General features: G+C 35.5%; 20 protein-coding genes. 2 read left to right on the top strand and 18 right to left on the bottom strand.

Features of this window, described 5'->3' with window-relative positions; all coding sequences use genetic code 11:
* Positions 1-29: 29 nt before the first annotated feature.
* The 12 genes from E0946_RS01825 to E0946_RS01775 form a co-directional block, all read right to left on the bottom strand.
* Entirely contained in the window at positions 30-1,730 is a 1,701-nt protein-coding gene (locus E0946_RS01825) for a Na/Pi cotransporter family protein (RefSeq protein WP_133200757.1), read from the bottom strand.
* A 62-nt stretch (positions 1,731-1,792) separates the two neighbouring features.
* Complete coding sequence (locus E0946_RS01820; protein WP_133200756.1) at positions 1,793-2,443, bottom strand: BUD32 family EKC/KEOPS complex subunit; 651 nt, start codon at positions 2,441-2,443, stop codon at positions 1,793-1,795.
* Positions 2,440-3,264: an SMP-30/gluconolactonase/LRE family protein gene (locus E0946_RS01815; RefSeq protein WP_165942054.1), complete on the bottom strand. Its 825-nt coding sequence runs from the start codon at positions 3,262-3,264 to the stop codon at positions 2,440-2,442. The genes E0946_RS01820 and E0946_RS01815 overlap by 4 nt, the downstream gene beginning before the upstream one ends.
* Before the next feature lie 8 nt (positions 3,265-3,272).
* Complete coding sequence (gene cysS / locus E0946_RS01810; RefSeq protein WP_133200754.1) at positions 3,273-4,655, bottom strand: cysteine--tRNA ligase; 1,383 nt, start codon at positions 4,653-4,655, stop codon at positions 3,273-3,275.
* Between the two features lie 9 nt (positions 4,656-4,664).
* Entirely contained in the window at positions 4,665-8,534 is a 3,870-nt protein-coding gene (porU, locus tag E0946_RS01805; protein WP_133200753.1) for a type IX secretion system sortase PorU, read from the bottom strand.
* On the bottom strand, positions 8,531-8,686 hold the full coding sequence (locus E0946_RS07205; RefSeq protein ID WP_165942053.1) for a hypothetical protein: 156 nt from the start codon (positions 8,684-8,686) through the stop codon (positions 8,531-8,533). Before E0946_RS07205 ends, porU begins: the two co-directional genes overlap by 4 nt.
* A 14-nt stretch (positions 8,687-8,700) precedes the next feature.
* The gene (locus tag E0946_RS01800; RefSeq protein WP_133200752.1) at positions 8,701-9,165 is read right to left on the bottom strand and encodes a 23S rRNA (pseudouridine(1915)-N(3))-methyltransferase RlmH; all 465 of its coding nucleotides are present in this window, start codon (positions 9,163-9,165) and stop codon (positions 8,701-8,703) included.
* The gene (locus E0946_RS01795; protein ID WP_133200751.1) at positions 9,162-10,064 is read right to left on the bottom strand and encodes a phosphate acyltransferase; all 903 of its coding nucleotides are present in this window, start codon (positions 10,062-10,064) and stop codon (positions 9,162-9,164) included. Before E0946_RS01795 ends, E0946_RS01800 begins: the two co-directional genes overlap by 4 nt.
* A gap of 36 nt (positions 10,065-10,100) precedes the next feature.
* Positions 10,101-10,976, bottom strand: a complete 876-nt coding sequence (locus tag E0946_RS01790) for a sigma-70 family RNA polymerase sigma factor (protein ID WP_133200750.1) — start codon at positions 10,974-10,976, stop codon at positions 10,101-10,103.
* A gap of 11 nt (positions 10,977-10,987) precedes the next feature.
* Positions 10,988-12,229: a LysM peptidoglycan-binding domain-containing protein gene (locus E0946_RS01785; RefSeq protein ID WP_243713698.1), complete on the bottom strand. Its 1,242-nt coding sequence runs from the start codon at positions 12,227-12,229 to the stop codon at positions 10,988-10,990.
* Positions 12,210-12,479: an acylphosphatase gene (locus tag E0946_RS01780; protein ID WP_133200749.1), complete on the bottom strand. Its 270-nt coding sequence runs from the start codon at positions 12,477-12,479 to the stop codon at positions 12,210-12,212. The genes E0946_RS01785 and E0946_RS01780 overlap by 20 nt, the downstream gene beginning before the upstream one ends.
* A gap of 247 nt (positions 12,480-12,726) precedes the next feature.
* A complete protein-coding gene (locus tag E0946_RS01775; protein WP_133200748.1) occupies positions 12,727-15,624 on the bottom strand; it encodes a M20/M25/M40 family metallo-hydrolase in 2,898 nt (965 codons plus the stop codon).
* A 188-nt stretch (positions 15,625-15,812) separates the two neighbouring features.
* Between E0946_RS01775 and E0946_RS01770 the strand changes: the two genes are divergently transcribed.
* Positions 15,813-16,931, top strand: a complete 1,119-nt coding sequence (locus tag E0946_RS01770) for a PDZ domain-containing protein (protein ID WP_165942052.1) — start codon at positions 15,813-15,815, stop codon at positions 16,929-16,931.
* A gap of 349 nt (positions 16,932-17,280) precedes the next feature.
* A complete protein-coding gene (locus E0946_RS01765; RefSeq protein WP_133200746.1) occupies positions 17,281-17,490 on the top strand; it encodes a hypothetical protein in 210 nt (69 codons plus the stop codon).
* Positions 17,491-17,587: 97 nt separating this feature from the next.
* Here E0946_RS01765 and E0946_RS01760 read toward each other — a convergent pair whose 3' ends face one another.
* The 6 genes from E0946_RS01760 to E0946_RS01735 are packed head-to-tail and all read right to left on the bottom strand — an operon-like array spanning position 17,588 to position 26,645.
* Positions 17,588-18,646, bottom strand: coding sequence for a glycosyltransferase family 4 protein (locus tag E0946_RS01760; RefSeq protein WP_133200745.1), 1,059 nt, complete (start codon positions 18,644-18,646; stop codon positions 17,588-17,590).
* A gap of 19 nt (positions 18,647-18,665) precedes the next feature.
* On the bottom strand, positions 18,666-19,979 hold the full coding sequence (locus E0946_RS01755; RefSeq protein WP_133200744.1) for a glycosyltransferase family 4 protein: 1,314 nt from the start codon (positions 19,977-19,979) through the stop codon (positions 18,666-18,668).
* Entirely contained in the window at positions 19,979-20,725 is a 747-nt protein-coding gene (locus E0946_RS01750) for a class I SAM-dependent methyltransferase (RefSeq protein WP_133200743.1), read from the bottom strand. Before E0946_RS01750 ends, E0946_RS01755 begins: the two co-directional genes overlap by 1 nt.
* Positions 20,726-22,192: an oligosaccharide flippase family protein gene (locus tag E0946_RS01745; RefSeq protein WP_133200742.1), complete on the bottom strand. Its 1,467-nt coding sequence runs from the start codon at positions 22,190-22,192 to the stop codon at positions 20,726-20,728.
* Positions 22,193-22,236: 44 nt separating this feature from the next.
* On the bottom strand, positions 22,237-23,604 hold the full coding sequence (gene xseA, locus E0946_RS01740; protein WP_133200741.1) for an exodeoxyribonuclease VII large subunit: 1,368 nt from the start codon (positions 23,602-23,604) through the stop codon (positions 22,237-22,239).
* 47 nt (positions 23,605-23,651) lie between these two features.
* On the bottom strand, positions 23,652-26,645 hold the full coding sequence (locus E0946_RS01735) for a CapA family protein (protein WP_133200740.1): 2,994 nt from the start codon (positions 26,643-26,645) through the stop codon (positions 23,652-23,654).
* Between the last annotated feature and the right edge of the window lie 29 nt (positions 26,646-26,674).

Raw genomic sequence — 26,674 nt, 5'->3', positions numbered from 1 at the left:
CAAATTAATTTAAGATAATAGGAAGGGGACTAATCGTCATCTAATTCACCCTTGTTGATTTCCCAGAGTTCATCATTATGGATATTGTAAGTAAAATCGTGACTTCCAGCTTTGACCAGATTCTTTAATTTATCGGCAATTCGCTCCATGGTATCTATAAAATCAATAGTATGTAAACCATTAATGGCATCACATTCTCCACTTTGAATACAATTCATAATGTGTTCACGGAGAGAATTATGAGTCTCGTTAATTCTGCCTTCTAATTCAATAATTTTAAAGATGTAAACAGGCTTCAGCTCTTCCAGATATTCAATGCAGTATTCTAACATTTCCATAACTTTGCGATAAAGGTCACCTATCATTTTTTTCAGGTCATCAGATATGTTGTTATTATGAGAAGGAATTTCTTGATTAAGAATACGATTAGCTTCTTCAGTTAAATCACCTGCTTTTTCTATGTCATTAACAGTATGAAGTAGAGCAGGGATTTTTTGAATAATAACTTCGGAATTGGTGCGTTCATTAACCGCAACAAGATAGCGAGTAATCTCTTTTTGCAGATTATCAATAGCAGATTCAATTCTGTGGATACTTTCTTGTTTCTTGTAGTTTTTATCCTTGAATGCTTCATAAGAGGTTCTTAATTCAAGTCTAACTAAACGAAGCATCTCTCTCATTTCTTTTAAACATTGTTCAATAGCAAGGTAAGAATCATCAATCAAATGATAATCAAGAAATTTTGGTTCTCCCATAGAAATAGTCTCTTCCGGACCCTGGGGTATTATTTTTTGAGCAATTTTAACTAATAGTCCAGAAAAAGGTAGCAAAATTAAAGCATTAAAGACATTAAAGAATGTGTGAGCATTAGCAATATGACGCGCCACATTTTGATGAGCATAAACATTACCGGGTGTAATCAAATTTATAAATCTGTTAAAATAACCTAAATAAGTGAGAATGGCAAAGAATACTGAACCAAAAACATTAAAAAGAGTATGAATTAAAGCCACTCTTTTAGAAGTAGAGCTGGAAGTTAAAACTGCTAACCAAGCAGTTATAGTTGTTCCTATATTACTTCCATAAACCAGATATAAGGCTCCATCAAAAGAAATCAAATTTGTATTGGCAAGTACTAGAATAATACCTACAGCAGCAGAAGAACTCTGAACAATCATAGTAAAAATCATTCCTGCCAAAATAGCAAGCAAAGGATAATCCGCAGCTTGAGCAAGAATATTCCGAGCAAAGAGAGAATTTTTTAAGTCAATAACGGAATTACTCATTACATTTAGACCTACAAAGAGCAATCCAAAACCGAGAATGATTAAACTCCAGTATTCCATTTTACGACTTTTTTTGAAAAATAGACCGAAAACCCCAAGAATAACAAAGAAATAGGCAATGTCTCCAATATTAAAGGCAATCAGTTGTGCAGTAACAGTAGTACCAATATTTGCTCCTATTATTACGCCTACTGCTTGTTGAAGACTCATTATTCCAGCATTAACCATCCCTATGAGCATAACTGTGGTAGCAGAGCTGCTTTGAATAATAGCTGTTACACCAAGTCCTACCAGCAATCCTTTAAAAGGTGTGCCAGTAATTCTTTTCAGGATTTGACGCATCTTCTTTCCAGCTACAGCCTGAAGATTATCGCTCAACATACTTATGCCATATAGGAAAAGTGCGAGTCCGCCAACCAGGTTCAAAACATCTATAAAAGTCATTTTTTCAATTCCCTTTTCAATTGATTTAAAGAATATATGATGGCGAATTTATTTATTTGCATTTAATTGGAACTTAAGGAATTAAATAGATTGGATAGATAGTTAACATTTAGATTAAACTGTTCTTCTTCCAGATGGTGCAAGGAATGTCCAAAAGAAGAACGTCTTTGATTAAAACGCATCAAACTACGAGTTAGCGCATCCTTCCATATTTTAGCATTAAGCGGGATGTGAATTTGATAGCGAGAGATAAATTTATCTACCAAACTTCTTAATTTGTCAGAAGAGAATTCAGCACACCAGAAAAGCAGTAAGTGAGTAATGTCATCTTCTGCGACCGAGGTACGAGATTCAGAAAAGTCTATTAACCAAATTTGATTCCCGGAATAAAGAATATTGGAAGGTTGATTATCCCAATGGCAGAGATAGAGGTTATCAGTTCTCATTGCCTTATGGAAATTGCCCAAGGTATCTGCTAAAAGGTCTATTATTTCAGTTTGCGGCTGCACATTCAAGTAAGGTTTTCCTTCCACATATTCAATTTCAATCCATTTAGGTTCCTCAGAGCAAAGAAGTTTTGGGACCATTGGAAGTCCTTTTTCATACACTTTAAATTCCTTCCAATAGCTATCTGCTGAAGAAAAATACTTGATAACAGACTTATCTCTAAGTTCTATACTGGTAGTAGAAATGCGAGAAATTCTATTTATCAATCAGCCTTAAACCGTTTTATTTCATTATCCTCAAAAAGAGGGACCAGAATCTCATTGGTAGGAAGATGATAATAGATATCTGCAGGAGCTTTCAAATCTTTTTGCCAGATGATAGTGCGATTCTGTTCCTGTGGAATCATAAAGATACATTTTTCTCCCCAGGAGCTGTAATATATCCTGCCCAAATCATCAATAGCAATTCCATCCAGATTATCATAAAGTGTTTCTTTGAAAATACTAAATGTCTTAGTATCAATGTTAAAAGCAAGAATAGGAGAAGCAGGTTTAAAACAGACGATGAACATCTGACGACGAGGACCATCAAAGACTATGCCATTTGGTTTAGTCATAAGAGGAGAGATGAAACTATTTATTTCTTTGGTATGCGGATTGACGATGAATAATTTATTAGCTCCAGTATCAGTGCAATAAAGCAAACCTTCTTTATCACATTCAATATCATTTAGCATTTTTGAACCGGGTATAGTAATACTTTCTACAATCTTTGCCCCTTTTACATCTATGATCTGGATTACTGTGTTATCTGCAACATAAAGAGTGTCTGTCCTGAACTTAATTCCCCGGGGACTGGATAATCCTTCATTAATCAGGACTTCGTATTGATTAAAATCTGTAGTATAAAGGATTTTTCCATTACCCGTATTGGAAATTAAAAATCTTAAACCGGTTTCATCCCAGGCAATGCTTTCAGGATTATTTAATGAAGGTGGTTGAATCACACTGATTAGAAAATAAATAGCTATTATTATTACTATAGCTACAATCACTATAGTTATAGTCTTCTTTTTGCTTTTTACCACAATTCCTCCTAACTTTTTAAAGTCCAAATACAACCTTCAGGAGTATCTTTTATCTCAATACCTAAACTATTTAAATCGTTACGGATTTTATCTGCCAGAACCCAGTTTTTTTCTTTACGAGCCTGTTCTCTATAGTTAATTAATAATTGAATCAATTCTTGAGAGAGATCAGGAAGTGTTTCTTTTAATCTTTGGCTTAAGTTTTGGAAAAAGCCCAGGACTTTTCCTAATTTGACCAGCATAAGAGCAGCTTGTTCTCGTTCAGAACGAGTAAGACTTATATTTTTGCATTGATGAGTAAGTTCAAAAAGTACAGCTACTGCCTTTGCAGTATTCATATCATCATCCATTGCCTGGATAAAAGCTTGCTCCTGATCAGCACAAGAACCATCAGGTTGGGCTTCAATATTTAAATAGTCCACACTTTTTAAAGCTGAATAGAAGTTATTTACCGCTCGTTCTGATTCTTCTATGATTTCTTTATTAAAATCTATGGGTGAATGATAATGCTTAGAAAGGAAAAAGAAACGAATAGCCTCAGCACTGTATTGACGAAGGATGTCTCGTGTTGTGAAGAAATTATTCAGGCTCTTGCTCATTTTTTCACCTTCAATATTGAGAAAGCCATTGTATAACCAATAGTTAGCTAAAGGTTTTCCGGACATTGCCAGAGCTTGAGCAAGCTCGTTTTCATGGTGAGGAAATAAAAGGTCTATTCCTCCTCCGTGGATATCAAATGTTTCTCCCAGATATTTTCTGCTCATAACAACGCATTCAGTATGCCAGCCTGGACGTCCTTTACCCCAAGGACTTTCCCAGAAAGGTTCACCAGGTTTACTGCGTTTCCATAAAGCAAAATCAGTCGGGTGTTTTTTTAAAGTATTTTCTTCTACTCGTGCTCCTGGGATTAAATCTTCCATCTTTTTACCAGAAAGCATACCATATTCAGGAAGTGCAGTAGTATCAAAATAGACATCACCCTCAATTTCATAAGCAAAGCCTTTTTGAATCTGGAGTTGGATAGCATCAATAATATCTGGAATAACTTCTGTAGCTCTGGGTTGATAGCTCGGAGGATTAATCCCTAAGGCTGCACAATCTTCCTGAAAAGCTTGGATATACTTAACCGTAAATTCATTAAAGGGTATCCCTTCTTCTTGAGCACCAATTATTATCTTATCATCTATATCGGTAATATTTTGCACATAGATAACCTTATAACCACGGAATTCAAGATAGCGTCGTAGCACATCAAAAGTGATGAAAGCACGAGCATTTCCAATATGAAAGTAGTTATAAACCGTAGGACCGCAAGCATACATCTTAACTTCACCAGGATTTATAGGTGTAAATTCTTCCTTTTGACGCTTTAACTGATTATAAAATTGCATAGTGTACCTTTAATGATATATTACAAGTTTTTCTATTTTTTCTGCTTTTTCCTTTCCATCTTTAGCTCGGATTTTAACAAAATAGGTGTTATTAGCCAATTTATCACCTTTGTTATCTCTTCCATCCCAGGGAATAGAATTGAATCCTTGCCTGCCCATAGTTTTCATACTATAAATTTTCTTTCCGGATATAGTATATATATCAATGGTAAGTTCACAATCACGAGGAAGCATAAAAGTGAAGTTGGTGGTAGATTTCATAGGATTAGGGTAGATTAAAAATCGTTCTATATAAAGCTCTGCCACTTTTCGCACTTGGAAATGGGTGGTAGCAACAGCAGGAAGATTGAAATTATCAAAGGCAATAATCTGTAAGGAATGTACACCTTCACTTAAGCCAGATAAAGGATAGGTTAAAATGCCTTGAGTGAATGAATCTGTATCATAACGGAAATAATTTGTCACTGAAACAGGTTGTAGGGAATTATCCAAAATCAATAAGATATTATGTCCGGCACTACCTGTAACATTTATTCCATTACTATCAGAAATTCTGGCATAGAGAATAGGATCGGTTCCCACTATATCACCTGGTCTAAAATCCATACTATCCAGATAAATTTCTATATGAGGAGCATCAGGATTATTAGCTGAGACAGCCTCATCACTTAGCTGAAGAGGATAATAATAATTAGTGTAACTTTGTTTTGAGTTTGGATCCCAAAAATAGGACACAATTAAACCACTGTTTCCTGTTGTAACATCATCAGGGACGATAAAACCACTTTGATAAAAACCTGTATTAACAGTGGAACTTCCCACAAAAAGAGGAGCACCTCTATGACTGATAATAGTTTGAGGATCTAAGTTGTAAACTAACTTATTATTGAAAACCTTAACTTCAGCTATACCATTAGAGGTACTGGGAGAAAAACTTCCGGTAAAACGGACTTTTTGCCGTGCATATAAAATCCCTTGGTTTTCTTTTGTTTGATAATTATCTGGGTCAAAAATGGTTAAGATACTGTCCCGGACAGGTGGGACAATGTGAAGCAAAGGGTCGCCCAATAAAACATAGAGTGCATCATTTATAGTACTTTGAGTATAGGCAGTTTTTGCTGCCATAATGGAATATCCTAAGGGATTACGTTTGTTAGCCAAATAGTCTAATATAAAAGTAGTGAGTCCAACATTACTTCCAGCAGCACTCATTCTGGTTGCACCTAACGAGGCAATAGCTCCAAGATTATTAAGAAGCACTGTTTTTTGTCCAAGGCTTTCATATCCCCAGTAATCAAATTTAGAAACTTCACAGGAAGCAGCAATAAAGAAAGTAAGTTTGCCCGGATTATTAAACCTTCCCATATCGGTTGCACCATTGAAATAATCTTCCGCTCCGAGTTGGTCATGACCTCCATGTCCCACATATAACCAGACAAGTCTTCCCTCATTAATAGCAGCCATCATATCATCACGAGCTTTTGGTTTGTTCTGAAATTCATCATATTCATATTCCCAGCCGAAGATTTTATCAATCAAGATACTGGGATGGATGGTATTTGATAGTGTTTCTGTCTGCTGAGTATGATAATTTTCATAATAAGGTTCACTACCGTTATAAAGGTCATCTGCCACAAATACCATTGAATTTTTCCACCAACCACCAACTGGATTTTCAACATAAGAGCTAAAATTAGAGAACATAATATTAATTTCATTTAGATTAGTAACGGGATATCTACCAATAGCAAGCTCAGGATTATAAGTTTGAGTTAACATAACGAAGAAATCGTCGGAAGTTGAATTATCTCGCTGATAAACTATCATTTTATTTTTTGATTGGGCTTGGCCAGAGAAATTACGCCAATCAATAGTTCCCAAACCCAGTAAGGTTACAGAAGTAATACGAGGAGTGGGATAGTTCTGGAATACATAACTTAAAAACAATCTAATGGCTTCTGGATCTGGATGACCACTATTGAATTGATTAAAGATATCGCTTTGTCTTACAACCTTGCTTCGTTTATTAAAGTAAAGATTATATTTATCTGCTAAGGTTTGTGCCTGGTTTATAAATTCATCTGGAGTTATAATAATATTATCCACCTGTCCTGGATTAGATACCAAATCAACTGGTTCAATAAATTGAACTTTTGCAGGTAAATAATATTCTTCATTAGTAAGAATAAATTTAGTTGCTGTATTACCGGAGGCTATATAATAGTATGAACCAGCGATGTTTTTAACTGGAACAAGAGAGGCTTCATTAAAACTATTTATCTGATATACAGTAAAATTAGTGCTACTGAAAACATTATATCGGACCGGAACTTCATATTCGTTTTCTAACTGATTTACGATAGTTTGTTTGCCAGCATATTTAACAATATTGCGGGTGTATTTCACATTAATCCAATCTAAGAATATATTATCTGTTTTATCACGATGTACTCTTATTCGGATAGTATTTGCTCCAGGGACGAAATAAGGAACGGATTTTTGAAAGACATATTCATTCAAACCTTGCCAGCTAAATATATAGGAATTTGCAGAAGAAGGAATGACATTACCATTTACATAAACGCTTATATTATGAGTGGCTATATAGTTTACAGATTCTTGTCGCAATGAAAAACTTAGAATTCCATTATCATTAGTGGATAAATCTGGAAGTTCTATTGTAAAATCATAATCAGCAGTAACCTTACCTGCTAACAATGTCATATACCAATCAAAACCTATGGTTTCTCTCCTCAACTTTTCGGTTTCCAGGCGAACATTATCAACAAAGGTTGAAGTTTGTGTGTTCCAGGTTTGAAGCTCGGGCAAAGTGGCAATACGTAAAGGGTCAGTATTGAATTCTCCTCCGAAGGTCAACCAGTAAACGCAATTTCCTGAATAAGGATTGTAATAAGTGTCTTTATTAGATTGAAGAATTTGATTTTTCTCCACTCCATCTCTGGTAGTGCCATAAAATAAGATATAATCCTGGGCATCATATCTGCCATCTTCTTCTCCAATTACCTGGATTGGAATTTCCTGGAAAGGATTGCCAGGACTATTGATAGCAAAAGGTAAAAGAACGCCACTATTGCTAAAAAGTCTAAAACTACGAGGATCAATATCGGATAGGGGAAAGCCAGTTAATTGTGAGGGAGCAATTTTAAAGATACCTTCTCTATCTGTTTCAATCTTCCACCAGTAATCCGAACGAGAAAATTCTGCATATTCAACCTTAGCAGGAGTTATATATTGCCAGTTTTTAGCCTGTTCTGGATTGATTATCTGAGAAAGGAATAAGTCAGTTAAATCATCACTTTCCATTATACTTCGGAAACTTGTATTTCCGAGAATCTCTATTTTGATTATCGCTTGATCGGTTATTTCCAGATTATAATTTCCGTCGTAGGAAAAGGGATGTATTTCTAAGGGGCAAAAACCAATGCCTCTATAAGTGGTGGGATTAAGTAAATTCAGTAAGGGATTATTAGATTTACTTAATTGATAAAGCTGTTCATTGAGGGTATATTGATAAGAAGAGACATCCTTCTCCATCACCACTTCTGGAACTGGCATTATTCTCTTTTCTAATTTAACTGAATGATGACGGGAACTTAGTAAAGTCACCTGAATAGAACCTGAAGGCGGAATAGCTATCTTGGTTTCTTCATAGGCAAGCATAGGTGCACCTGGTTCCATACTGTAATTCATATTTGATGTAACCAGGTAAACGAAATCATTTTGTTTTGCAAAAGAATATTCGCCGAGGTTATATTCAACAATGATTTGTTCTTGCTTGGTTTCTAAAACCCTAAAAGAGGCATTGGCTACCTGTACAGCCAACAGAAAGCAAAGGATGAGCAGAGTGGTTTTTTTCATTGTTCTTTCTTTTGTTTAAATACTATATTTAAAATTATGATAAGGGCATAGAATACACCCATAAAAATGAAAATTCCTGCCATACCTTCAACCAGTATTCCAAGAGAATATTTGAAGTTTTCTACTACGGTGACTAAAGCGGTGAATGTCATTCTTGCCTCTCAAGTTAATAATGATAGGGTCTATTATGGTTTATCATCTCTGCTCTATAGAGCTGTTCTAATAAAATCAATCTTACCATTTCATGGGTAAAAGTCATTGCAGACAATTTAAGAGAGTAATTAGAAATTTCTTTGATACTTTGATGAGTTCCATAAGTTCCCCCTATAATGAAGACTATTTTCTTGTTTTCCGATAGGTTGGCAAGGAAATTGGCAAATTCTAATGAAGTTTGTTCTTCTCCCTGTTCATCCAGCAAAATAACATAATCATCTGAATTAATTCTTTTCAGACATTTAGAAGCTTCTTTTGCCTTTACCATATCTTGGGAATCAGCATTAAGAATACTCACTGAGGGAATCTCTTCCACTTCTATCTTCAAATATGGTTCCAGACGGGTGATATACATTTGTATTCCTTGCTGGATCCACTTTTCTTTGGTTTTTCCAATTTGTAGTATCTTTATCTTCACTCTTGCATACAGGTTAAAGCCATTGCCATACAGAGCATTTTCAATTCGCCTGGATCTGCTCGGGAAGGTATAAGAATTGGTGCTTTAGTGCCGACTATAACATGGGCAACTCTATATCCACAGTAATAAGTGAGTAACTTACCAAATATATTTCCCGCTTCTATATTAGGAACAATAAACACATCAGCATTTCCTGCTACTGGTGATACTATTCCTTTTATTTTTGCAGCTTCAAGGCTTACAGCATTATCAAAGGCTAAGGGTCCTTCCACAATACAACCAGTAATCTGGTTTCTTTTATTCATCTGTGAAATTATTGCAGCATCAATGGTTGACTGCATTTTAGGATTAACTGTTTCAACAGCAGCTAAGAGAGCTACTTTTGGCTGAGATGAACCCATACAGTGAGCGACTTCAACAGCATTTTTTACGATTGCTATCTTTTCTTCTATATTTGGAGCTATGTTTACTCCACCATCGCTTAATAATTTCACTCCCTCAGGATGCTCATAAGCAAGCACATCTGATATAACAGGACTGATACGAAGTCCCTTTTCTTTATCTAAAACACAGTGTAATAAAAGTCCTGAATCAGTTTTTCCTTTAAGAATAATATCCCCTTTCCCTTCATTAACCAATTGTACACTCATTTCAGCAGCTTTTACTAAGTCACTTCCTACATCAACTATTTCAAAACTATAGTGGTGATTAGGGTCTAACTTGTCCAACAAAGAAAGAATCATGGATTTATCGCCTACCAGTAAGCAGTCTGCCAGATTTTCTTCTTGAGCCATAATCGCTGCTTGTAGAACTGATTCCGTTTGGGCAGCTGCAATAATAACAGTGCCTCGTCTTTTAGCTTTAACGCTTGCTACCATTTCATTGAAGTTTTTAAACATATACTTGTTCCTATTCTTGCTTAGACTTTAGAGTTTTTAATAGCTATATTTTTCCAGAAATTCATCTACCAGCTTATCTTCTTCAGGTTGTAATTCAGCTAATATTTTTTTCAGAGCTTCTTTCTGGATTTGGCGCACTCTCTCTCGTGAAAGTCCCATAGTTTCAGCGATTTGGGCAAAATTGCGGGTTTCATGATTCTCATTTAAACCATAGTAGGTTCTAATGATATCAGCTTCTCGCTTGTCCAATTTCTTTATAGCATTCTCAATTTTATTTTGTAACCGTTCACGACTGTATATTTCTTGAGGGTCTACCAATCCTTCATCTTTGATTAAATCACGAGTTGTAAATTCCTGAAAATCACCATTTTGCAAAAGCTCATCGTAAGAAGTGGTCTCAACAATTTGGTCTTTTAGCTGCTCAATAGATTTTTCCGGTAGATTCATTCTTTCGCTAAGTTCTATGATGGAGGGGGTTTCTCCTGTTTCAGAATAGATTCGGTCTTCAGTGGCTTTAACGCGATGGGCGGAACTTGATTTTCCCATAGGAACGCGAATAAGAGAACTTTTTTCAGAAACTGCCTGCATAATTCTTTGTCTAATCCACCAGATGGCATAGGAGATGAGTTTTATGTCCTGGTCAGGGTCAAATTTTTCAATGGCTTTGAGTAAACCTATATTGCCCTCACTGATTAGTTCAGAAAGTGAAAGTCCTCTATTCTGGTACTGAGAAGCTATTTTTACCACAAATTTCAGATTAGCCTGCATCAATTTGTTAATGGCTTCTTGATCACCTTCTCGTGCACGCAGAGCTAATTCGTGCTCTTCTTCACGACTGAGTGTTGTAAATTTGGATATCTCTTTCAGGTAATTCTGAAGAGCTTTATCCGCAAAAACATTTTCCCTATTCATAAACTCCTATTCTATTTTTTAAAAGGAAGCACCTTACGTGGATTGATAGCATTGCCTTTGACACGATATTCAAAGTGCAGATGAGATCCAGTGGCATTGCCAGTTGCTCCCATAGTTGCTATCTGTTGACCTTGTACGACATTATCTCCTTCTCGAACTAAATTTATCTCATTATGGGCATAAACAGTCATAATAAAATCAGGATGTTCTACAATAACCACATTTCCGTAACCATTTTGTCTTCCAGCAAAGAGAACTACACCATCCATTGCAGCATAGATTGGAGTGCCAGTTTTATTGGCTATATCAATTCCTTTATGAGGTCTGCCACGTCTTAATCCAAACTCAGAGGAGACATATCCTTCTGCGGGCACTATACAGTTAGTGTTAATTTGTTCACTTTTTAATGATCCAGAACTTGAGGGTAACTTGAGTTCTTCCTCTTCCTCTTCTTCCAGAGTTCTTGGTTTTCCCACTAACCATATTTTCTGCCCCACAGAAAGTTTATCCGATTTTAGATTATTCAAAGCCTTTAATTCTTCCACTGTCATTCCATTTTCTCTGGCTATTTTATATAAAGTATCTTTTTTCTGGACAACATAGATTTTTTCAATAATTAAAGAATCCGGGTCTTCGGGAGCACTGGTTTCTATTTTGGGTGCATCTAAAGTTGTCTTTTTCTGATACAAGGAGGGATCCTTAATAAAAAGTCTATCTCCTTCTTTTATGGTATGAGATTCATTTTCAAAGTTATTCCATTTTAATAAATCTGCAAGTTTAATCTTATTATTAAGAGCGATACGATAAAGATTATCACCTTTCCGCACTTTATAGTAATAATCTTCAGGAAAGACGATAGATTCTTTATCCACTAATTCTGCCTTTTGTATTATCGGAGTGGTTGGAGAATCTTTATCCTGAATAGTGCTAAGGGAAGGTTTAGCTGGGATAATTGCTGGCACTTCAGGAGTTTTAGTTTTTTCCTCCTCTTTTATTTTAAGTACCTGACCTTCATGAATGATATTTCCCTTAAGCCCATTTAATTTCTGAATCTGTTCAATAGGTACATCATATTTTTTACTTAAGCTATAAAGGGTGTCCTTGGGTTGGACTTTATGTGTGATATATTCGGCTGATAAAATAAAAGGTAATAAAAGAAAGAGCAGGAAAAGAGTCATTTTTCCTGGTGGTCTTATATCTAAAAACTTATCTTTCTCTTCTCTATCTGATCGCTTATAGTATTTGAAAATCATTATACATTACCGTATCTTCCTGTTCTGTAATTTCGAGTTCACGAACATCTATGAATCGGTTAGCATTACGAAGTAGTTCGCAAAATCGGTTCAAGCTTTCCTGGTCTCCCGTGGCTTCTATCAAAACACTACCATCATATAGGTTTCTAACATATCCAGTAATTCCACAGCGTCTGGCACAGGTCTGAGCATAGTGTCTAAATCCTACTCCTTGAACTCTACCCCGTGCAATTATCTTCCAGGAATGCATAATCAACTCCTTTCAAAGATATAACTTTCTATTTCCCCTAAGGATATTTGTCAAGCATTCATTTCTTCTCAGGTAATTTATCTATTTGAAATACAATATATTATACCAATAGTTTCCAAATTCCATAAATATGTTTTAGCACACCTTCTATTATAATTTGCCTTTGAATAAAGAATATTGCCTTAATATCTGGTAAGCTACTCAGAAATTGGAACCTGGGATTATACTAAGGATTACCTAATATCCTTTATTTAATCATAATTACCTTTCTTATGCTATTCTTTTTGCCCTGACTTGCTTTTATACTATAGATACCGCTACTAACTGTTTTACCATTATCATCTGTGCCATCCCATTCATAGATAAGGGAATTTGGACTGTAGCCTTTATAGATAGTCTTAACCAGTTGACCTCTTAAATTATAAACTTCCACTTTAACAGGTTGGTCTGCGTTTAACCATTCTATTCGGAAAGAAGTCTTTTCTCCAAAGGGATTAGGATAATTGGCAAAGATAAGGATTTTATTGTCCCCAGTTAAATTAGTGCTTATACCAGGTTCATTAAAACAATCATGGAAGCTATATTCCAATAAGCTTTGAGCCCCAGTTTTGTTCATATTGTAAAGAGGGAAACTTAAGACTATTACTTTACCATTCTGATTAGGATTATAGATGCCCACAGTGCTTCCATTTAAAGAGCCCTGAGGAGTTTCTGAATCATAATCGGAACCGTATAAGTAAATAGCTTTAGCATAAGGAGAAGGTTCTATGCTTTCAACCTGATAAATATGTCCGTTAAAGGAACTGATAGTTTTTTCCGGGTCTACTTCCAGAGAAGGGAAATCTTCAAAACAGGGTATAGCGTATTTGAATCTGGCTGTGTTTGAATAATCCGATTCACTAATTCCAATATTCTGATAAATGAAAGTATCGGAATTAAAATAGTTGGGATAAGAAGAGTTCAAAGCAAAGGCTAAAGTAGGATGATAGACACTAAAGAAAAGATTACCTCCATAATCTATATATTTCTTCAAATCATCTTGAATGAAATAAGGATAGTCCATACTGGCAAGGTCATTACCATACCATAGGATAGATGAATAAATTCCGATGTCAGCTAAAGTCAAAGTTTTTGAGAGTTCGTTTAAATCCAGTTGATGTGTTTCAAAATTTTGCATAATATCGGCATAGAAGATATCTGTTTGTTCATCAGAAGGTTGGAAGGGATTATTACCGCTCATATTTTCTGTTTCATCTACAATGAGAATCCCTTTATTTAAAGTAACCGGGCGAGTTTTTATGGCTGAAGTAAATTCACTTCTATTGCCATCCTGGTCTATAGCGCAGAGTCGGTAGTAATAATAATTTTCAGAGCCTATCACATCTCTATCCAGAAAGCTATTTTGAGTAAGTAAACCACCAATTTGAATACCTAATTCTCCTTCAGTTTGAGAGCGATATAGATTATAGCCAGCCAGGTCTAATTCCAGATTTTCATTCCAGGATAAAGAAACTGCACGAAATATAGGTTCAACTTTAAGATTCTCAGGAGTTAGTGGAATTAAATTAGGAGTTCCCGTGGCAACTATTATAAAGCTTTCTAACCCATTAAAATCTACACTGGAGACTCCTACATAATACATTTGCCCTTCCGTCAAATTTTCCAATCTATAAGAAGTTTGGGTTGTAGAAATAGGTTCGTTCCATTGTCCTAAAACAGTTGAATAATAAAGGTTATAATGGTCTAACACAGGTTCATAAGGACTTTCCCAGGTGACAAGTAAGGAAGAACCATTTCCGGTATCCCGAACTACTAAATTTATGGGTGCTATGGGGATTTCAGAAAATCTTACAGCAGAAGCCGTGGATGCCTTAATTACTTCAGCACAGTAATCTGAATTAATATGTTGTGTCAGATCGTTGATGGTATGATAATAAGGAGAAAAATCAAATTCCGAAAAATAAAGGACATTATAACCCTTTTGCCAGAAGGAATAGCTATCACTATTAGAGGGATTTACTGAGTAATTGTAATAAACTTGTAAATCAGTATACTGTTCAATTAATTGCAGAGCATAATTGGTATAATTTTCTGAGCCATCATAGGGATTTAAGATTACTCGGAAAAAGGAAGGGTCATTATTATTGCTAATCATATCATGATTAATCATCAAACGGATATTTTCATTGTTATTACGGGCAGTTAAAGCATAATATTTAGAACCCCAAAGACCAAATTCTTCTGCAGCAAAAGTAACAAAACGGATAGAACATCTGGGTTGATAACCACTTTGCATAATAACCCGGGCAATTTCAAGAGTTCCTCCAGAACCGCTGGCATTATCATCTGCTCCGGGAGCAAATACAAATGGATTTTCACTTGGACCGTAGGTGATAGAATCGTGGTGTCCTCCTATAATTATATATTGTTCAGGATATAGAGAGCCTGGAATGGTTGCTACCACATTATACTGGTCAGTATCGTTCCAGAGGAAAGATTGTAATTGCACATCATTTATTCCGAAGCTGATAAATCTATTTTTTATCCATTCTGCGACCTGAAACCTGTTATCAGCCAGGGCAAAGCGAGTCTGAAAATCCTGCAAACACTGGATATTATAAAGAATAGAATCCGCATCTACCAAAGATATAATTTGAGCTATATCAGTTCTAAAAGTTTCTCTTTTTTCGGGTAACAACTTAATATCAGAAAATATTATCGGTTCTGGACCTAAATGAGTAAAGGGATGTTTAATTGTTTCTCGGAGTATTATCTCATCCAGGGAACTCTGAATTAGATAAGCAGAGCGCAAGTTAAGAAGTATTGTTCCTACAGATGAAGGCAAAGAAAAAGACTCCTCTGGGATTTTTGAAACTAAGTATAAATTTGGTAAAATAGAGATATCCCCAATTTTTAAGGCACCAGGGAAATCTTTTGCTTTATCTGATTCAATTATAATCGCATATTCACTATCATAATGTAGAATCTGAACACCCTGTTGAGAAAGCTGATGCATTGCTTCATAAGTAGAGAGAGAGGTGTAGCGGTTCATTATTTGCTGGACGGGAATGGCTAAAATTGAGGGTAAAGCCATCAAACTACTCGCCAGTAGTAGTGTGGCTAAAAAGATAACCCATTTTTTCATTTTTATTTCCTTGTATATATAAGATTTTACTTTAGATTATAAACTTTAGGATATGATTAGTTTTGATTATAGAAAAGTTTTTCCAGAAATCTGGCAAGGAATTTCTTAATCATAATTGTTCTTGACTTTAATAATCCGAATTTTTATCAAGATTTTAATATATGGACATTATGAAAGAGGTAAAAATTATGAAAATTAGATTAGTATCACTTGTGATAATCTCGGTATTGTTTAGCGTTTTGACGGCTGAAAATCCACAGAATATCAATCTGGAAATGAAAATGATAGGCTTATCCGATGTTCCATCCGAGGAAGAGGTATATTTTGGAGTTTATATTCAAGACCTGGATTATCCAACTGCTCAAGCACTTGGATATAATGAACTTTATGGCATTCTGATAACTAAAGTGGAAAAAGGTTCACCTGCTTGGAATATAGGGATTAGAAAGAATGATATTTTAATGGAAATTAACGGATATCCTATTTTTAATGTTAAAGAATTTGAAAGTATTAAAAAACTTTTACACCCCGGAGATGTTATATGGCTTCATATCTGGAGAGATGGAAATATATTTGATATTACAATGAAAGTACAGGGAAGAACGAAAGAGAAAAGTGATGCCAAAAAACAACCTAAAAGTAAGGAAAGTTATCCAGTTGGTTGGGGTGGTGGAAGCTGGATACCTTACTGGGTAGTTTTTCCTGTTGATGATGTCAATGAACTAATTGCTCATATAGGTGAACCGACAGGAGATAAGACCTTCGCAAATAATGCTATTAGTGAAGATGGGGTATTTATGAGTGGAGGTGGAGGTAAAATAAACATAGGAAAAGGATTTTTCCTGGGTGGGGTTGGTGCAAGCTATAGCTTTTCCGATAGTGATGCGAGCACGCATTCTAAAATTAAATATAACCTTTCCTTTGGTGGAATAACTCTGGACAAACGATATGCTTTTAATAGAAAACTGATTGGTTCTTTGGGCATTATGCTTGGCTCAGGAGGTCATCAAGTGGAATATTCTGCTCTGGCAAATACCGATTTCAATTGGCCCGAGATTTCTTCAAGTGGAAGTTTCAATGTAAAAGTCTCACGGGAATATTTTATGATTCAACCCCGGGCAGAAATGCTAATAAGACTTTTACCCTGGCTTGCTATTCAAACGGAAGTCGGGTATATGTACGGCATCCCAACTCATAGTGGATGGAAAATGCAAGCTACTACAGGAGATATTTATAGCATTGATAATTCACCAGATACACCTTTTCATAGTTTGACCATTAGCGTTGGTCCCTGGTTTGGCTTTTAAGAAAATAACCTGTCATTGGATTATATAGCTTATAATTGTGGAATGATATAACTAAATGTGAAAGTTAGGTTTATGTTTGGGGAATATTGAGCAGACGAATATTAGGATTTTTTATTATTATAATATTTTTATATAACAGAATATAGCGTGTTTTAAAGCATAAAAAATGGACATTTTATGCTGTTATTTATTGTTTTAATGGGGGAATACAGTTTCCAGACTCTTAATTGCCTATCCCTTAGCACTTTCTTATCTAAAGAGCTAAGAGAGAGGCAAGGGAGAAATAGTAAATTCTTAGAAATCCGACGCAATTTTTTAAGTTATTTATTTTCAATAGGATGTATAAGATATGCCTAAAATAGAAAATAAAGGTAATCTAAAAGAATTAAAAGTTTTGGCAAGAAATGACTCTCTAAAAATACTATGCAATATGTCCAGAAATCCAGCTACCCCGGTCTGTACTATTGGTTTTTGGAAAAGATATGACTCGCCATCTGAGGATTTAGTTTTAAAACATAAGTGCGATGAAGATTATCTTTTGCCTGAAGTTAATTTTTAAGAAGTTGGTTTTTGCGGACATAAAGATGTGTGAAATAAAATTATATAATTAATGAAATTATAATTAAAAATAATATATTTGACATATGTATATTATATTAATAGCGATTTAATAAATTCAATAGTTTTTCTTTGCGTAGCTGCAAGTTAAAGCGATTTTGTATACTTTCAGATATTTCCTTTCTATCCGCATCAGTTTCAAGGGCAGAATCTAATGCTTTTTCCAGTTCTCGGGAGTCTCTATGGTCAATGATATAGCCATATTTATCTATGATAGTGGGAATTCCTGCCACATTTGAACCTACAGGAATGCAACCCGCCAGCATAGCTTCCATAAGAGAATTGGGCATTCCTTCGGATATAGAAGGTTGAGCATAAACAGAACTTAGTTCTAAAAGGCTAATGAATTCCTTTTGAGGTAGATATGGATAGATAGTGATATTGGGTAAATGTTCAAAGTGATAGATTTTATTCAATTCAGGCAACCATTTTTTATCAATTCCCACAAAGACAAAACTCATATCTGGTCTTCTTTGAGCTATTTCAGTTAATAAATCAAAACCTTTATTATAAAAATCTTGAAAACGAGGTGTAGAACCTGCAGTTACCACCTGTCTAAGTCTCTGTTCGGATATAATTGCAGGAGGAGAAATAGATACTGCATTAAAAATGACAGAAGCAGGAGTTTTCAATCCAGGGATTAAATTGTAGATTCCATCTTTATGTCCTTCAGGTTTATAATAGGTGTTATTTGAAGAAAGAAGAGCAATATGATTGGAAATAATATGAGTACAGTTTTTTAAGGCTATTTTGGCACACCATCCACGAAATCTGGAACAGTAAACTCCCATTTCCAGTTCGGGATACTTAACAGCATCATAACCACCGATAAAGATATAACTGGGGATTTTTTTCCATTTAGATAACAAAACAAGAGGTGCTGAATGATAATCTGCAAACCAGATGAGCACTTTTTGATAGCTATGGTCAAAAATAAGCGTTATTAATGCCCTTACTATCATTTGAAAATATCTTTTTCTGGATACATCTTGTTGCAAATAGATAGTCTTAACTTCATAAGCACTTTTTAGTATTTCTTCATCTACTTTCATAAAAGAAGAATGCGTGGGAAGTAGCAAAAGCACTTTGTTTTTCATAGTATTACGCTAATTCAATTTAATCTAAGTTATTCATTTTATCTGGATTAATTTTATTTAAAGTCTGATCAAAGACTCCGGCAAGTTTACGAGTTAACTCACGACGTTCAAAGCTACGAATATAATCCCAATCTGGCATAACTGATAGTTTTTCTTCTTGCCATAGATTATATAAATTCACTAATGAGTTAGCAATATCAACAGGATTCTCATTATCCGCGATAAAAGATAGCCCACTTGGTCTAAGGATATTTGCTGCCATACCTTGCGGATTAATAACTGCCCAAATAGGTTTTCCACTTCTCATATACTCAAATATTTTTCCGGTTGAAATAGCATCACTTTTTGGTCCTGCACCAATAAATAACCAGAGAACATCTGCTTGACTCATCACTTCCGGCACTTGAGAATGATTAAGATAGGGTTGAAGTTTCACTATCTTCTCAAGGATTTGGTTATTTTCATAGCCTTTAAAAACAAAAGAGCGATAGTTCGGTCCAAATATATGAATGCTTATCTTCTCGGGATTGATTTTTCCTTGTTCAACTAAATCAATTAAAACCTTCCATACCATTGCAGGTTGACGACGTCCATATAAACTTCCTATATAAACAATCTGAAGCTTATCTTTTTCTGTCTCACGAGGTGGAAAATCTTTCTGGAAATCCTTCTCATCATAACCATTGGTGATAACGACAAAGTGTTCTGGACTCATCTCAGAATGAATGGAAAGGAAATTATCCTTAATGGCTTCATTGGCTACAATAACTTTATCAGATTTAGTCAGGACCTGATGTTCCAACTGGAGTTCATACTGTTTAAAAGATTCTGGAGGAGGATTATCCAAGCGACTTTGTCCCTGACTCCAGTCATCTCTAAAATCTGTAATAACAGGCAGATGGTAATTTTTCTTGAGCCATAAGACATTTAACATTAGAGAAAAAGGAGGACCAGAAATGAAGATGAGGTCTATTTTTTGTCGTTTCATTATGCTTGATATCTTGCGATGTAGAAAAGGTAAACTGATAATATCTTCATCAGGTTTGAATATATGATAATTTAGCCAGTTTACTACTTGAGGTAAGTTCAAGCCCCAGAAAATCTTAAATAACCAGCGGGCATCCAAAGTAAAGAAATGTTCTATCTTCTGTTCTGGGGATAATTCTTTTAAAAGACTGTAATCTTTAGGTTGCTTTATTAGTTTAGGATTAGGTGTCAAAACAATGCTATTCCAGCCAAATTCAGGTAGATAACGAGTGAATTTTACTCCTCTATGAACTCCAGAACCACCTACTGGAGGGTAATAAAAGACGATATAAAGCACTGTTTTCATTATATATTATCTTTTTTCTGATAAAGAGTATAAAGCCAGTAAGGATGAGGATGAGAAAAAATCAAGTTCATTCCGTTAACCATTCTGGTTAAAAGATTGCTCTTATGCAGAAATTCCGTGCTTCCACATTGAGGGCATTTTTGACCTTCGGAAGGCAGAAACCACTGTCCCTGTTTATGCAAAATGGATAAAAGAAACGGATGAATATTGCGTTCCATCGGTCCAAAAATGTGATATTCTAAATGTATAAAATCAGGTGTAAGAAGATTATCCAGTTTTGATAGGTCAAAAGATTGAAGATGGCTGTAAACATTCTCAGAGAAACCGCATATAGCGCAACGATAGAACTTCTTTTCCAACTGCTCTTTATAAGGAATTCCAATAATTAAATACTTTTTGCTAACTCTTTTGATTTCTTGAATGCCTTTCTGCAAGTTAATATTATCTAAATGTTCCAGCACTTCATTACAGCAAACCAGATCAAAAGAGTTATCAGGGAAAGGAATAGCATCAATGGAAGCACAGATTTTGGCACATTGCACATATTGCAAAGCGATAGCTGAAGGGTCAAGTGCTGTAACTTCATAATCTTCGGCTAATTCATTGGTAATAATACCATTGCCACATCCTACATCCAGGATAGTTTTCACATCTTCAGGAATCATTTTCTTGATACAAGCTAAACGCTCTAAAGAACGACCTTCACTATCATAATGTTTCCAGGTATGTTCAGAGTAGTAATCCATCTATTTAGTTCCCAATAGCTTCAATTTTGCTTGATTTAAAAGCTGTTTTATGTAATGAATGTCATAGGGAAGAATAGCATTTAAAGCCTTGCCACTTAAAAAATAGGCTATTATAAAAACTATTAAAGCTACTATCTGAAAAATCCAGCTCTTCCCGAATATCCAGAGCACAGAAAGACTTATCAAAGCTGAAATGGTGACAGCTAAAGCCGTTTTACCTATTGCAGGTAAGGGGAAAAGTTCAGTCAGACTGAGTTTTAGACTGTTTTTTATCCAGTAAAGATATATTGCTACTGAAATCCAGCTTACAATTACTGTAGATATAGCAGCTCCAATCATTCCTATTAACTTAACTAAAATAACGTTTAGCACCAGATTCATACTCAGGGTTATGATAGAATTAATCATTATGTACTTAGTCTTCTTCAAAGCCATAAAGATAATCCCATAAGTGGCTATCCGAAGTGGTAAATTAATGAGATACACTTGAAAAATAGGAGCTGAAGCTTTATAAGTGCTGGAATAAAGCAAAGTTATTAATGGTTCAGCAAAAATAAGTCCTAAAGCACAAAGAGGGAAAATAATAAGCGCATTCTTTCTCACTGAAGCCCGATAAATAGTATATATCTGATCTGGCTCACTGCTAATATTAGGAAGTAGGATAGCATTCACGGAATTATTAAGAATAGAAATTAGAGGAAGTTCCATTGCACCAATAGAAAAGATAGCATACGCAGCCGGAGTAAAAAATCCGGAAACGACAAATTTATCCAGCTGAACAGAAAGCATACCTATAATTGAAGCCAAACCAAGAGGTAAAGAATACTTAAATATTTCTCTATAAAAATCGGGATCAAAGGTAACCTTAGTGAAATATCTTCCCAAATTATATTGAGCATAACCCCATTGCAGCAAAGCAGAAAACATCACTCCCAGGACAATATAATGAAGATTTCTGGTGATTAAAGCGGTTCCTAAAATGAAAATAAAATCACAAGCTACACTGATTAAAGTGAAAGTAGCAGTCTTTTTGGGTTGCTTCAATCCCAGCATAATCTGAGAGTAGATTTGAGTGATGAACATAAATAGGGGATAGACAGCAAAGATAATGAGTAGTATATTCAGCTGAGGATTATGGAATATGCGAGCAATAAAGCCTCTAAGCAGAAAAATTGCCAGCCCAAATACAAAAGCCAGCAGAGTGATAAGATTGACAGTGCGAGTTATAAACTCTTTTTTGCTGTCTATATGTTCCAGCTTAGGCAGAAAATAAAGAACGCTTTGAGGGATGCCAAGCAGTAAAAGAGTGGAAAAGGTGGAATAAATTAGAAAAAGCTGACGATAAGAACCAAGCTCTACAGGAAGAAGGATGCGGGCTAAAACTATTCCGATAATAGCCTTAAAGCCAAAACGAATATATTCTGCTGTGGTTAGCATTCCTGCTTGTTTACTGCGGTCTTCGGTCATATTAAGATTTCGTTTTTAGCAGAAAAGGAATTCAAATTCATAATTTACTGTTCTAAACTGGAATTACCATTATCCAGTTCGGGATGGATATCCTGCACCTTAACCTCAGCTGAGCCATCCTTCATTCTCAAAGAGAGCTCTTCTTCAAGAGTTAGTTCTTGTACAGAAGTGACGATATGTTCACCTTTTTGTACCAGAGCATATCCCTTTTCCAGCATATGTTTTGGTGATACACTTTCCAGCTGAAGCTCAAGCATTGAAATTCTATTTTCCGTTTCCTTGAATTTCTTTGCCATCTCTGAGGGAAGAGTTAAGGTCATTTCATCCAGATTTTGCTGATATTGATGCAGTTTACTTTGTAAAAGATATTGCATAGTGTGAAAAGCTTCTCTTTGCTGCTGATTGTTTCTATGAAGCTGTTGTTGCATTAGGGACGCTAAATTAAGAAATTCTATAGAAGCCTGGTCAATTCTTTTTTTATAGTTTTGCCAGATGGCTCTGGGATGAAGAGAAGTTAAAGCTAATCTCAATTCATTAATCTGATTGCGGGTAATATATATCTTATTTTTGATGCTATTGGTCAGTCTTTCTTCTAATGCTTTGAGATAGTTAATGATATCCACCCGATTGGGGACCACTAATTCTGCTGCTGCAGAAGGAGTGGGAGCTCTTAAATCTGCTACAAAATCCGCAATAGTAAAATCTATTTCATGGCCTACAGCGGATATAATAGGAATTTCGGAATCATAGATAGCTCTGGCTAATTGTTCATCATTGAAGCAGAAAAGCTCTTCTTGAGAACCACCTCCCCGAGCAAGAATTATTACATCAACCTTCTCTTTTTCATTAAAATATTTTATACCTTGAATTAAAGTGGGAGGAGCTTCTTCACCTTGAACTAAGGCAGGAAATACAATAACTTCCACAGGATAACGGCGTCTTAAAATATTTAAGATGTCCTGTAAAGCAGCTCCTGCGGGAGAAGTGACAATTCCTATCCGCTGAGGAAATTTTGGTAGGGGCTTTTTATGTGCTTCTTCAAATAGACCTTCCGCTTGTAATTTCTTCTTTAAAAGCTCAAATTGTCTGGCTAAATCTCCCTTTCCTGCCAGTTGCATTGAGTAAACATTAAGATTGTAAGTGCTGCCTTTTTCATAAATAGTGAGCTTACCATAGCATATCACTTCCATACCTTCTTCAGGTTCAAAATCAAGATAGATATTGGAACCACGAAAGAAAGTGCAACGCAAAGTGGCATTTGCATCTTTTAAGCTAAAATATATATGACCGGAAGGATGACGAGTGTAATTACTTATTTCGCCACGCACATAAAGTGGTTCAATCTGAGATTCAATCACTTGCTTCAAATGCGAAGTTACTTCCGAGACACTGAAAACTATTAATTCATCCATAAATAGCCATCAATTAAGCTTTATAGTATTTGTCAATTATAGAGGCTTCAATGTAAAAGTAAGACTTTTTTCACCGTAGTGTTTCCACCCTGTTCCAGTCTAATAAAATACACTCCAGATGATACTCTCTTTTCCTTAAAATCTTTTCCATTCCATATTAATTGATTCTTTCTTTCCGGGAGTATGTCATTGACGAGAGTTTTAACCTTTTGTCCTCTCATATTATATACTTCCAGCTTGATTTTTCCTTTATCTTGCACCTGGAATTCTATTGTAGTCTCATCTTTAAAAGGATTGGGAAATAAGGAAAGAGGATTATTCTGGCTATATTTAGTCTCTGTTCTATAGGGGAATCTCTCATAAAGCAGTTCAATGAAACTAACGGTTATGGATTTAGGATTTTCTTGAGTTCTTATCTGCATCCAGTAATAGTTGTTTGGATTGGCAATAAAGTTATGAGGGTCAAAAGCTGTCCAGGGAGTCCATTCTATCAGACCAACCTCATCAAAAAGAGCATAAGCAATTCCAGAACTTGGGCTACTGCAAGTTAAACTGATATCATAATACCAGGCATTTGAAGGGATGTTTAATTCCTTATAATAAAAAGTCCAATCTGTAGTTCGATTGATATTGGTGGTTAGGTATTCATTTCCTATAAATCCACTTGTCCGATTTGAGTAATAGCTGATAATGATATTAGCGTTGATGGCGTTGGAAGTCTTTATCCAGCCGTGTAATGTGTATTTTTTAGTATTGTCATACCATTTACATCTTCTTTTTATGGTAGCAGTAACAGTTTGATTAGCAGAAGGGGATAATTTAGCACTTCTGACACCGTCAAAAACATCAGTTAGAGAAAATTCTGGTACCTCCCACAAGCTGCAACCTTCATCTTCAAAGTTTCCATACCAGATAGTCTCCGCTCCCAATCTATATTCCGATTCCAGACAGGGAGTTATATTATTTATCTTACTAATACTTCCAAAGCGAGGTAATTTAAAAGGAGAACTTAGATTACTCTGTCCTGAGACTGGATTTAAAAACATATTAAATGAATAAGGATGAGAGGTAGCTAAGATAGAATTATCATCCATTATCACAGAGGCAGAAATATCATTGTAATCAACCCGTAATTTAGTGTTTAATTCTGTGCTTCGCATAGCCAGGTAATCCAGGATATATTTACCCAGTTGACCTCTTGCTGGTTTAGGAATATAATTATCAATAAAAACAGGTTTAATCAGGAAGTTGGAGAATCCTTCTCTACTGGCATCAGCATAGAAAATCATTGAAGGCATAGTTTCTGGATAGTTAAGATCAAAAGCAAAATTGCCAAGAGAATGAACAATGACCTTTCCTTGATAGATCTCTATTCCTTGTATGATATGGGGATGATGAACAATAACTAAATCTGCACCTGAATCAATCGCAAAATGACGAATAGCTATATCCCACATATGAGGAACATCCGTTTTAGGACAGTAATCTTCATCTTCATTATCTTCCAGGAAAGGATTGGATTTATCATAATTGCTTCCCGGAGCTAAAGAGTATTCACTTCCCGCATGAAATTCCATTATCTTCAGGTCTGCCACATTTTGCACCGCATTAAGTTGCTGAATAATATAATAAGGTGTCATATAAGCAATACCGGGTTTATTATATCCTGCATTTAAGTAAGGTTGGGCATTGTTATATTGTCCTGTTCTATCACTACTGGCAAGAAAAGCTATATTTAGTCCATTGCGATTAATAAAAGCAGGAGTGTAGGCATCGTAGGAATTTATCCCCGCACCACTATAGATTATTCCATTCGTGGAAAGATTACCCAGCATTTGATTAAGACCTGTCCAACCATAATCCATAGTATGATTATTGGCAAGACACACCTTATCAATTCCTGCATAAACCAGACCACTCACATTAGCAGGATTTCCTCTATAGACAACACTTTTAGTGGGATGTGGAGTACCTTGATTGGTTAAAACTACTTCCAGATTAGCTACGGTAATATCTGCTGCATCACCTAATATGGATTTAGTAGGTTGGAAAATAGCATTCACTCCCTGAGTAGGAATAATTCCTCCTGGTCCTTCATAACCCCGTGCGAGCATTATATCACCGACAAAATTTATTCTCAAAGGAAGTGTATCCGGTCCAGGGTCAACATTGACCAGACAGGAAGCTAAACCCCATTTATTGGTATCATCAATCACCTTCAAAGTGGCACGATAAGGATGATTATCGGTGACTGTATAAATGTGAAAAGGATTGGGATTTTGACTGCTAAGACTATCTCCAAAATCCCATTGGTAAGTAAAAGAATAGCTATCTGGGTCTATCACTTGAGAAGAAAATTGCACTCCTACATCGCGAGTTCCTTGTTTTTCAGCTCCCTGAAAAGTAATTTGATATGAGATAGTAACGGAAGGAGGGATTCCTATATCTTCTGTGATGTTAAGAATTGAATCAATCAGAAAGTTACGATTGGAGACTCCATCCAGGTCATTAATATAGATAAGAGCATTAATCACTGGAAGATAATCAAAATAGGCATACCAGTCATCAGCAATAGGAAGTTGATAGATATTCCAGACACCACTATTAAAAGCACCTTGATAGACAGTTACCCATTCTTCAATATTTAAGGTTTGCGTTCCCGCAAAGGAATAGAAAAGGACATTGTTTCCATCGGAAAAGCCTACACCCTGGATTTTTGCACCTGTAGTAGTTTTAGCGGCAACCTGAAAAACGGCTCCCGAATCAACTACCACAGGATTTATCATTTGTAGCTTCCAGGTATTTCCATATAATCTTAAAGCCCAGGCACTATTATTATAAGTATCGGAAGAGGTTAATTCCCAGGCAGTTGGATTCTGGTCTTCATTGCTATAGGAGAGCAGATTCACATAACCACTTTCAAAGTCTTCTATGGTTTGAAAGCGGATTTCTGCAGGCAAAGAGGATATATTTAGAGAGAAAAATAAAAAAAAGAACCAGAATCTGAAAAGGCGATTACTCTGTCCTTTTCTTTTTTTCATTGTATCCTCCTAAAAAAATAAGAGGAGCA

It is taken from the genome of Candidatus Syntrophosphaera thermopropionivorans (genome assembly GCF_004353895.1).
GTDB lineage: Bacteria > Cloacimonadota > Cloacimonadia > Cloacimonadales > Cloacimonadaceae > Syntrophosphaera > Syntrophosphaera thermopropionivorans.
The sequence above is the reverse complement of the archived record's forward strand: the minus strand, read 5'-3'. Positions and strand labels throughout refer to the sequence as shown.

Excerpts from the sequence above, each read along its gene's own strand:
- E0946_RS01825 (WP_133200757.1), bottom strand. The coding sequence starts at position 1,730 with ATGACTTTTATAGATGTTTTGAACCTGGTTGGCGGACTCGCACTTTTC.
- cysS (WP_133200754.1), bottom strand. The coding sequence starts at position 4,655 with ATGCAATTTTATAATCAGTTAAAGCGTCAAAAGGAAGAATTTACACCT.
- porU (WP_133200753.1), bottom strand. The coding sequence starts at position 8,534 with ATGAAAAAAACCACTCTGCTCATCCTTTGCTTTCTGTTGGCTGTACAG.
- E0946_RS07205 (WP_165942053.1), bottom strand. The coding sequence starts at position 8,686 with ATGACATTCACCGCTTTAGTCACCGTAGTAGAAAACTTCAAATATTCT.
- E0946_RS01795 (WP_133200751.1), bottom strand. The coding sequence starts at position 10,064 with ATGTTTAAAAACTTCAATGAAATGGTAGCAAGCGTTAAAGCTAAAAGA.
- E0946_RS01790 (WP_133200750.1), bottom strand. The coding sequence starts at position 10,976 with ATGAATAGGGAAAATGTTTTTGCGGATAAAGCTCTTCAGAATTACCTG.
- E0946_RS01785 (WP_243713698.1), bottom strand. The coding sequence starts at position 12,229 with ATGATTTTCAAATACTATAAGCGATCAGATAGAGAAGAGAAAGATAAG.
- E0946_RS01780 (WP_133200749.1), bottom strand. The coding sequence starts at position 12,479 with ATGCATTCCTGGAAGATAATTGCACGGGGTAGAGTTCAAGGAGTAGGA.
- E0946_RS01775 (WP_133200748.1), bottom strand. The coding sequence starts at position 15,624 with ATGAAAAAATGGGTTATCTTTTTAGCCACACTACTACTGGCGAGTAGT.
- E0946_RS01770 (WP_165942052.1), top strand. The coding sequence starts at position 15,813 with ATGAAAATTAGATTAGTATCACTTGTGATAATCTCGGTATTGTTTAGC.
- E0946_RS01765 (WP_133200746.1), top strand. The coding sequence starts at position 17,281 with ATGCCTAAAATAGAAAATAAAGGTAATCTAAAAGAATTAAAAGTTTTG.
- E0946_RS01760 (WP_133200745.1), bottom strand. The coding sequence starts at position 18,646 with ATGAAAAACAAAGTGCTTTTGCTACTTCCCACGCATTCTTCTTTTATG.
- E0946_RS01755 (WP_133200744.1), bottom strand. The coding sequence starts at position 19,979 with ATGAAAACAGTGCTTTATATCGTCTTTTATTACCCTCCAGTAGGTGGT.
- E0946_RS01750 (WP_133200743.1), bottom strand. The coding sequence starts at position 20,725 with ATGGATTACTACTCTGAACATACCTGGAAACATTATGATAGTGAAGGT.
- E0946_RS01745 (WP_133200742.1), bottom strand. The coding sequence starts at position 22,192 with ATGACCGAAGACCGCAGTAAACAAGCAGGAATGCTAACCACAGCAGAA.
- xseA (WP_133200741.1), bottom strand. The coding sequence starts at position 23,604 with ATGGATGAATTAATAGTTTTCAGTGTCTCGGAAGTAACTTCGCATTTG.
- E0946_RS01735 (WP_133200740.1), bottom strand. The coding sequence starts at position 26,645 with ATGAAAAAAAGAAAAGGACAGAGTAATCGCCTTTTCAGATTCTGGTTC.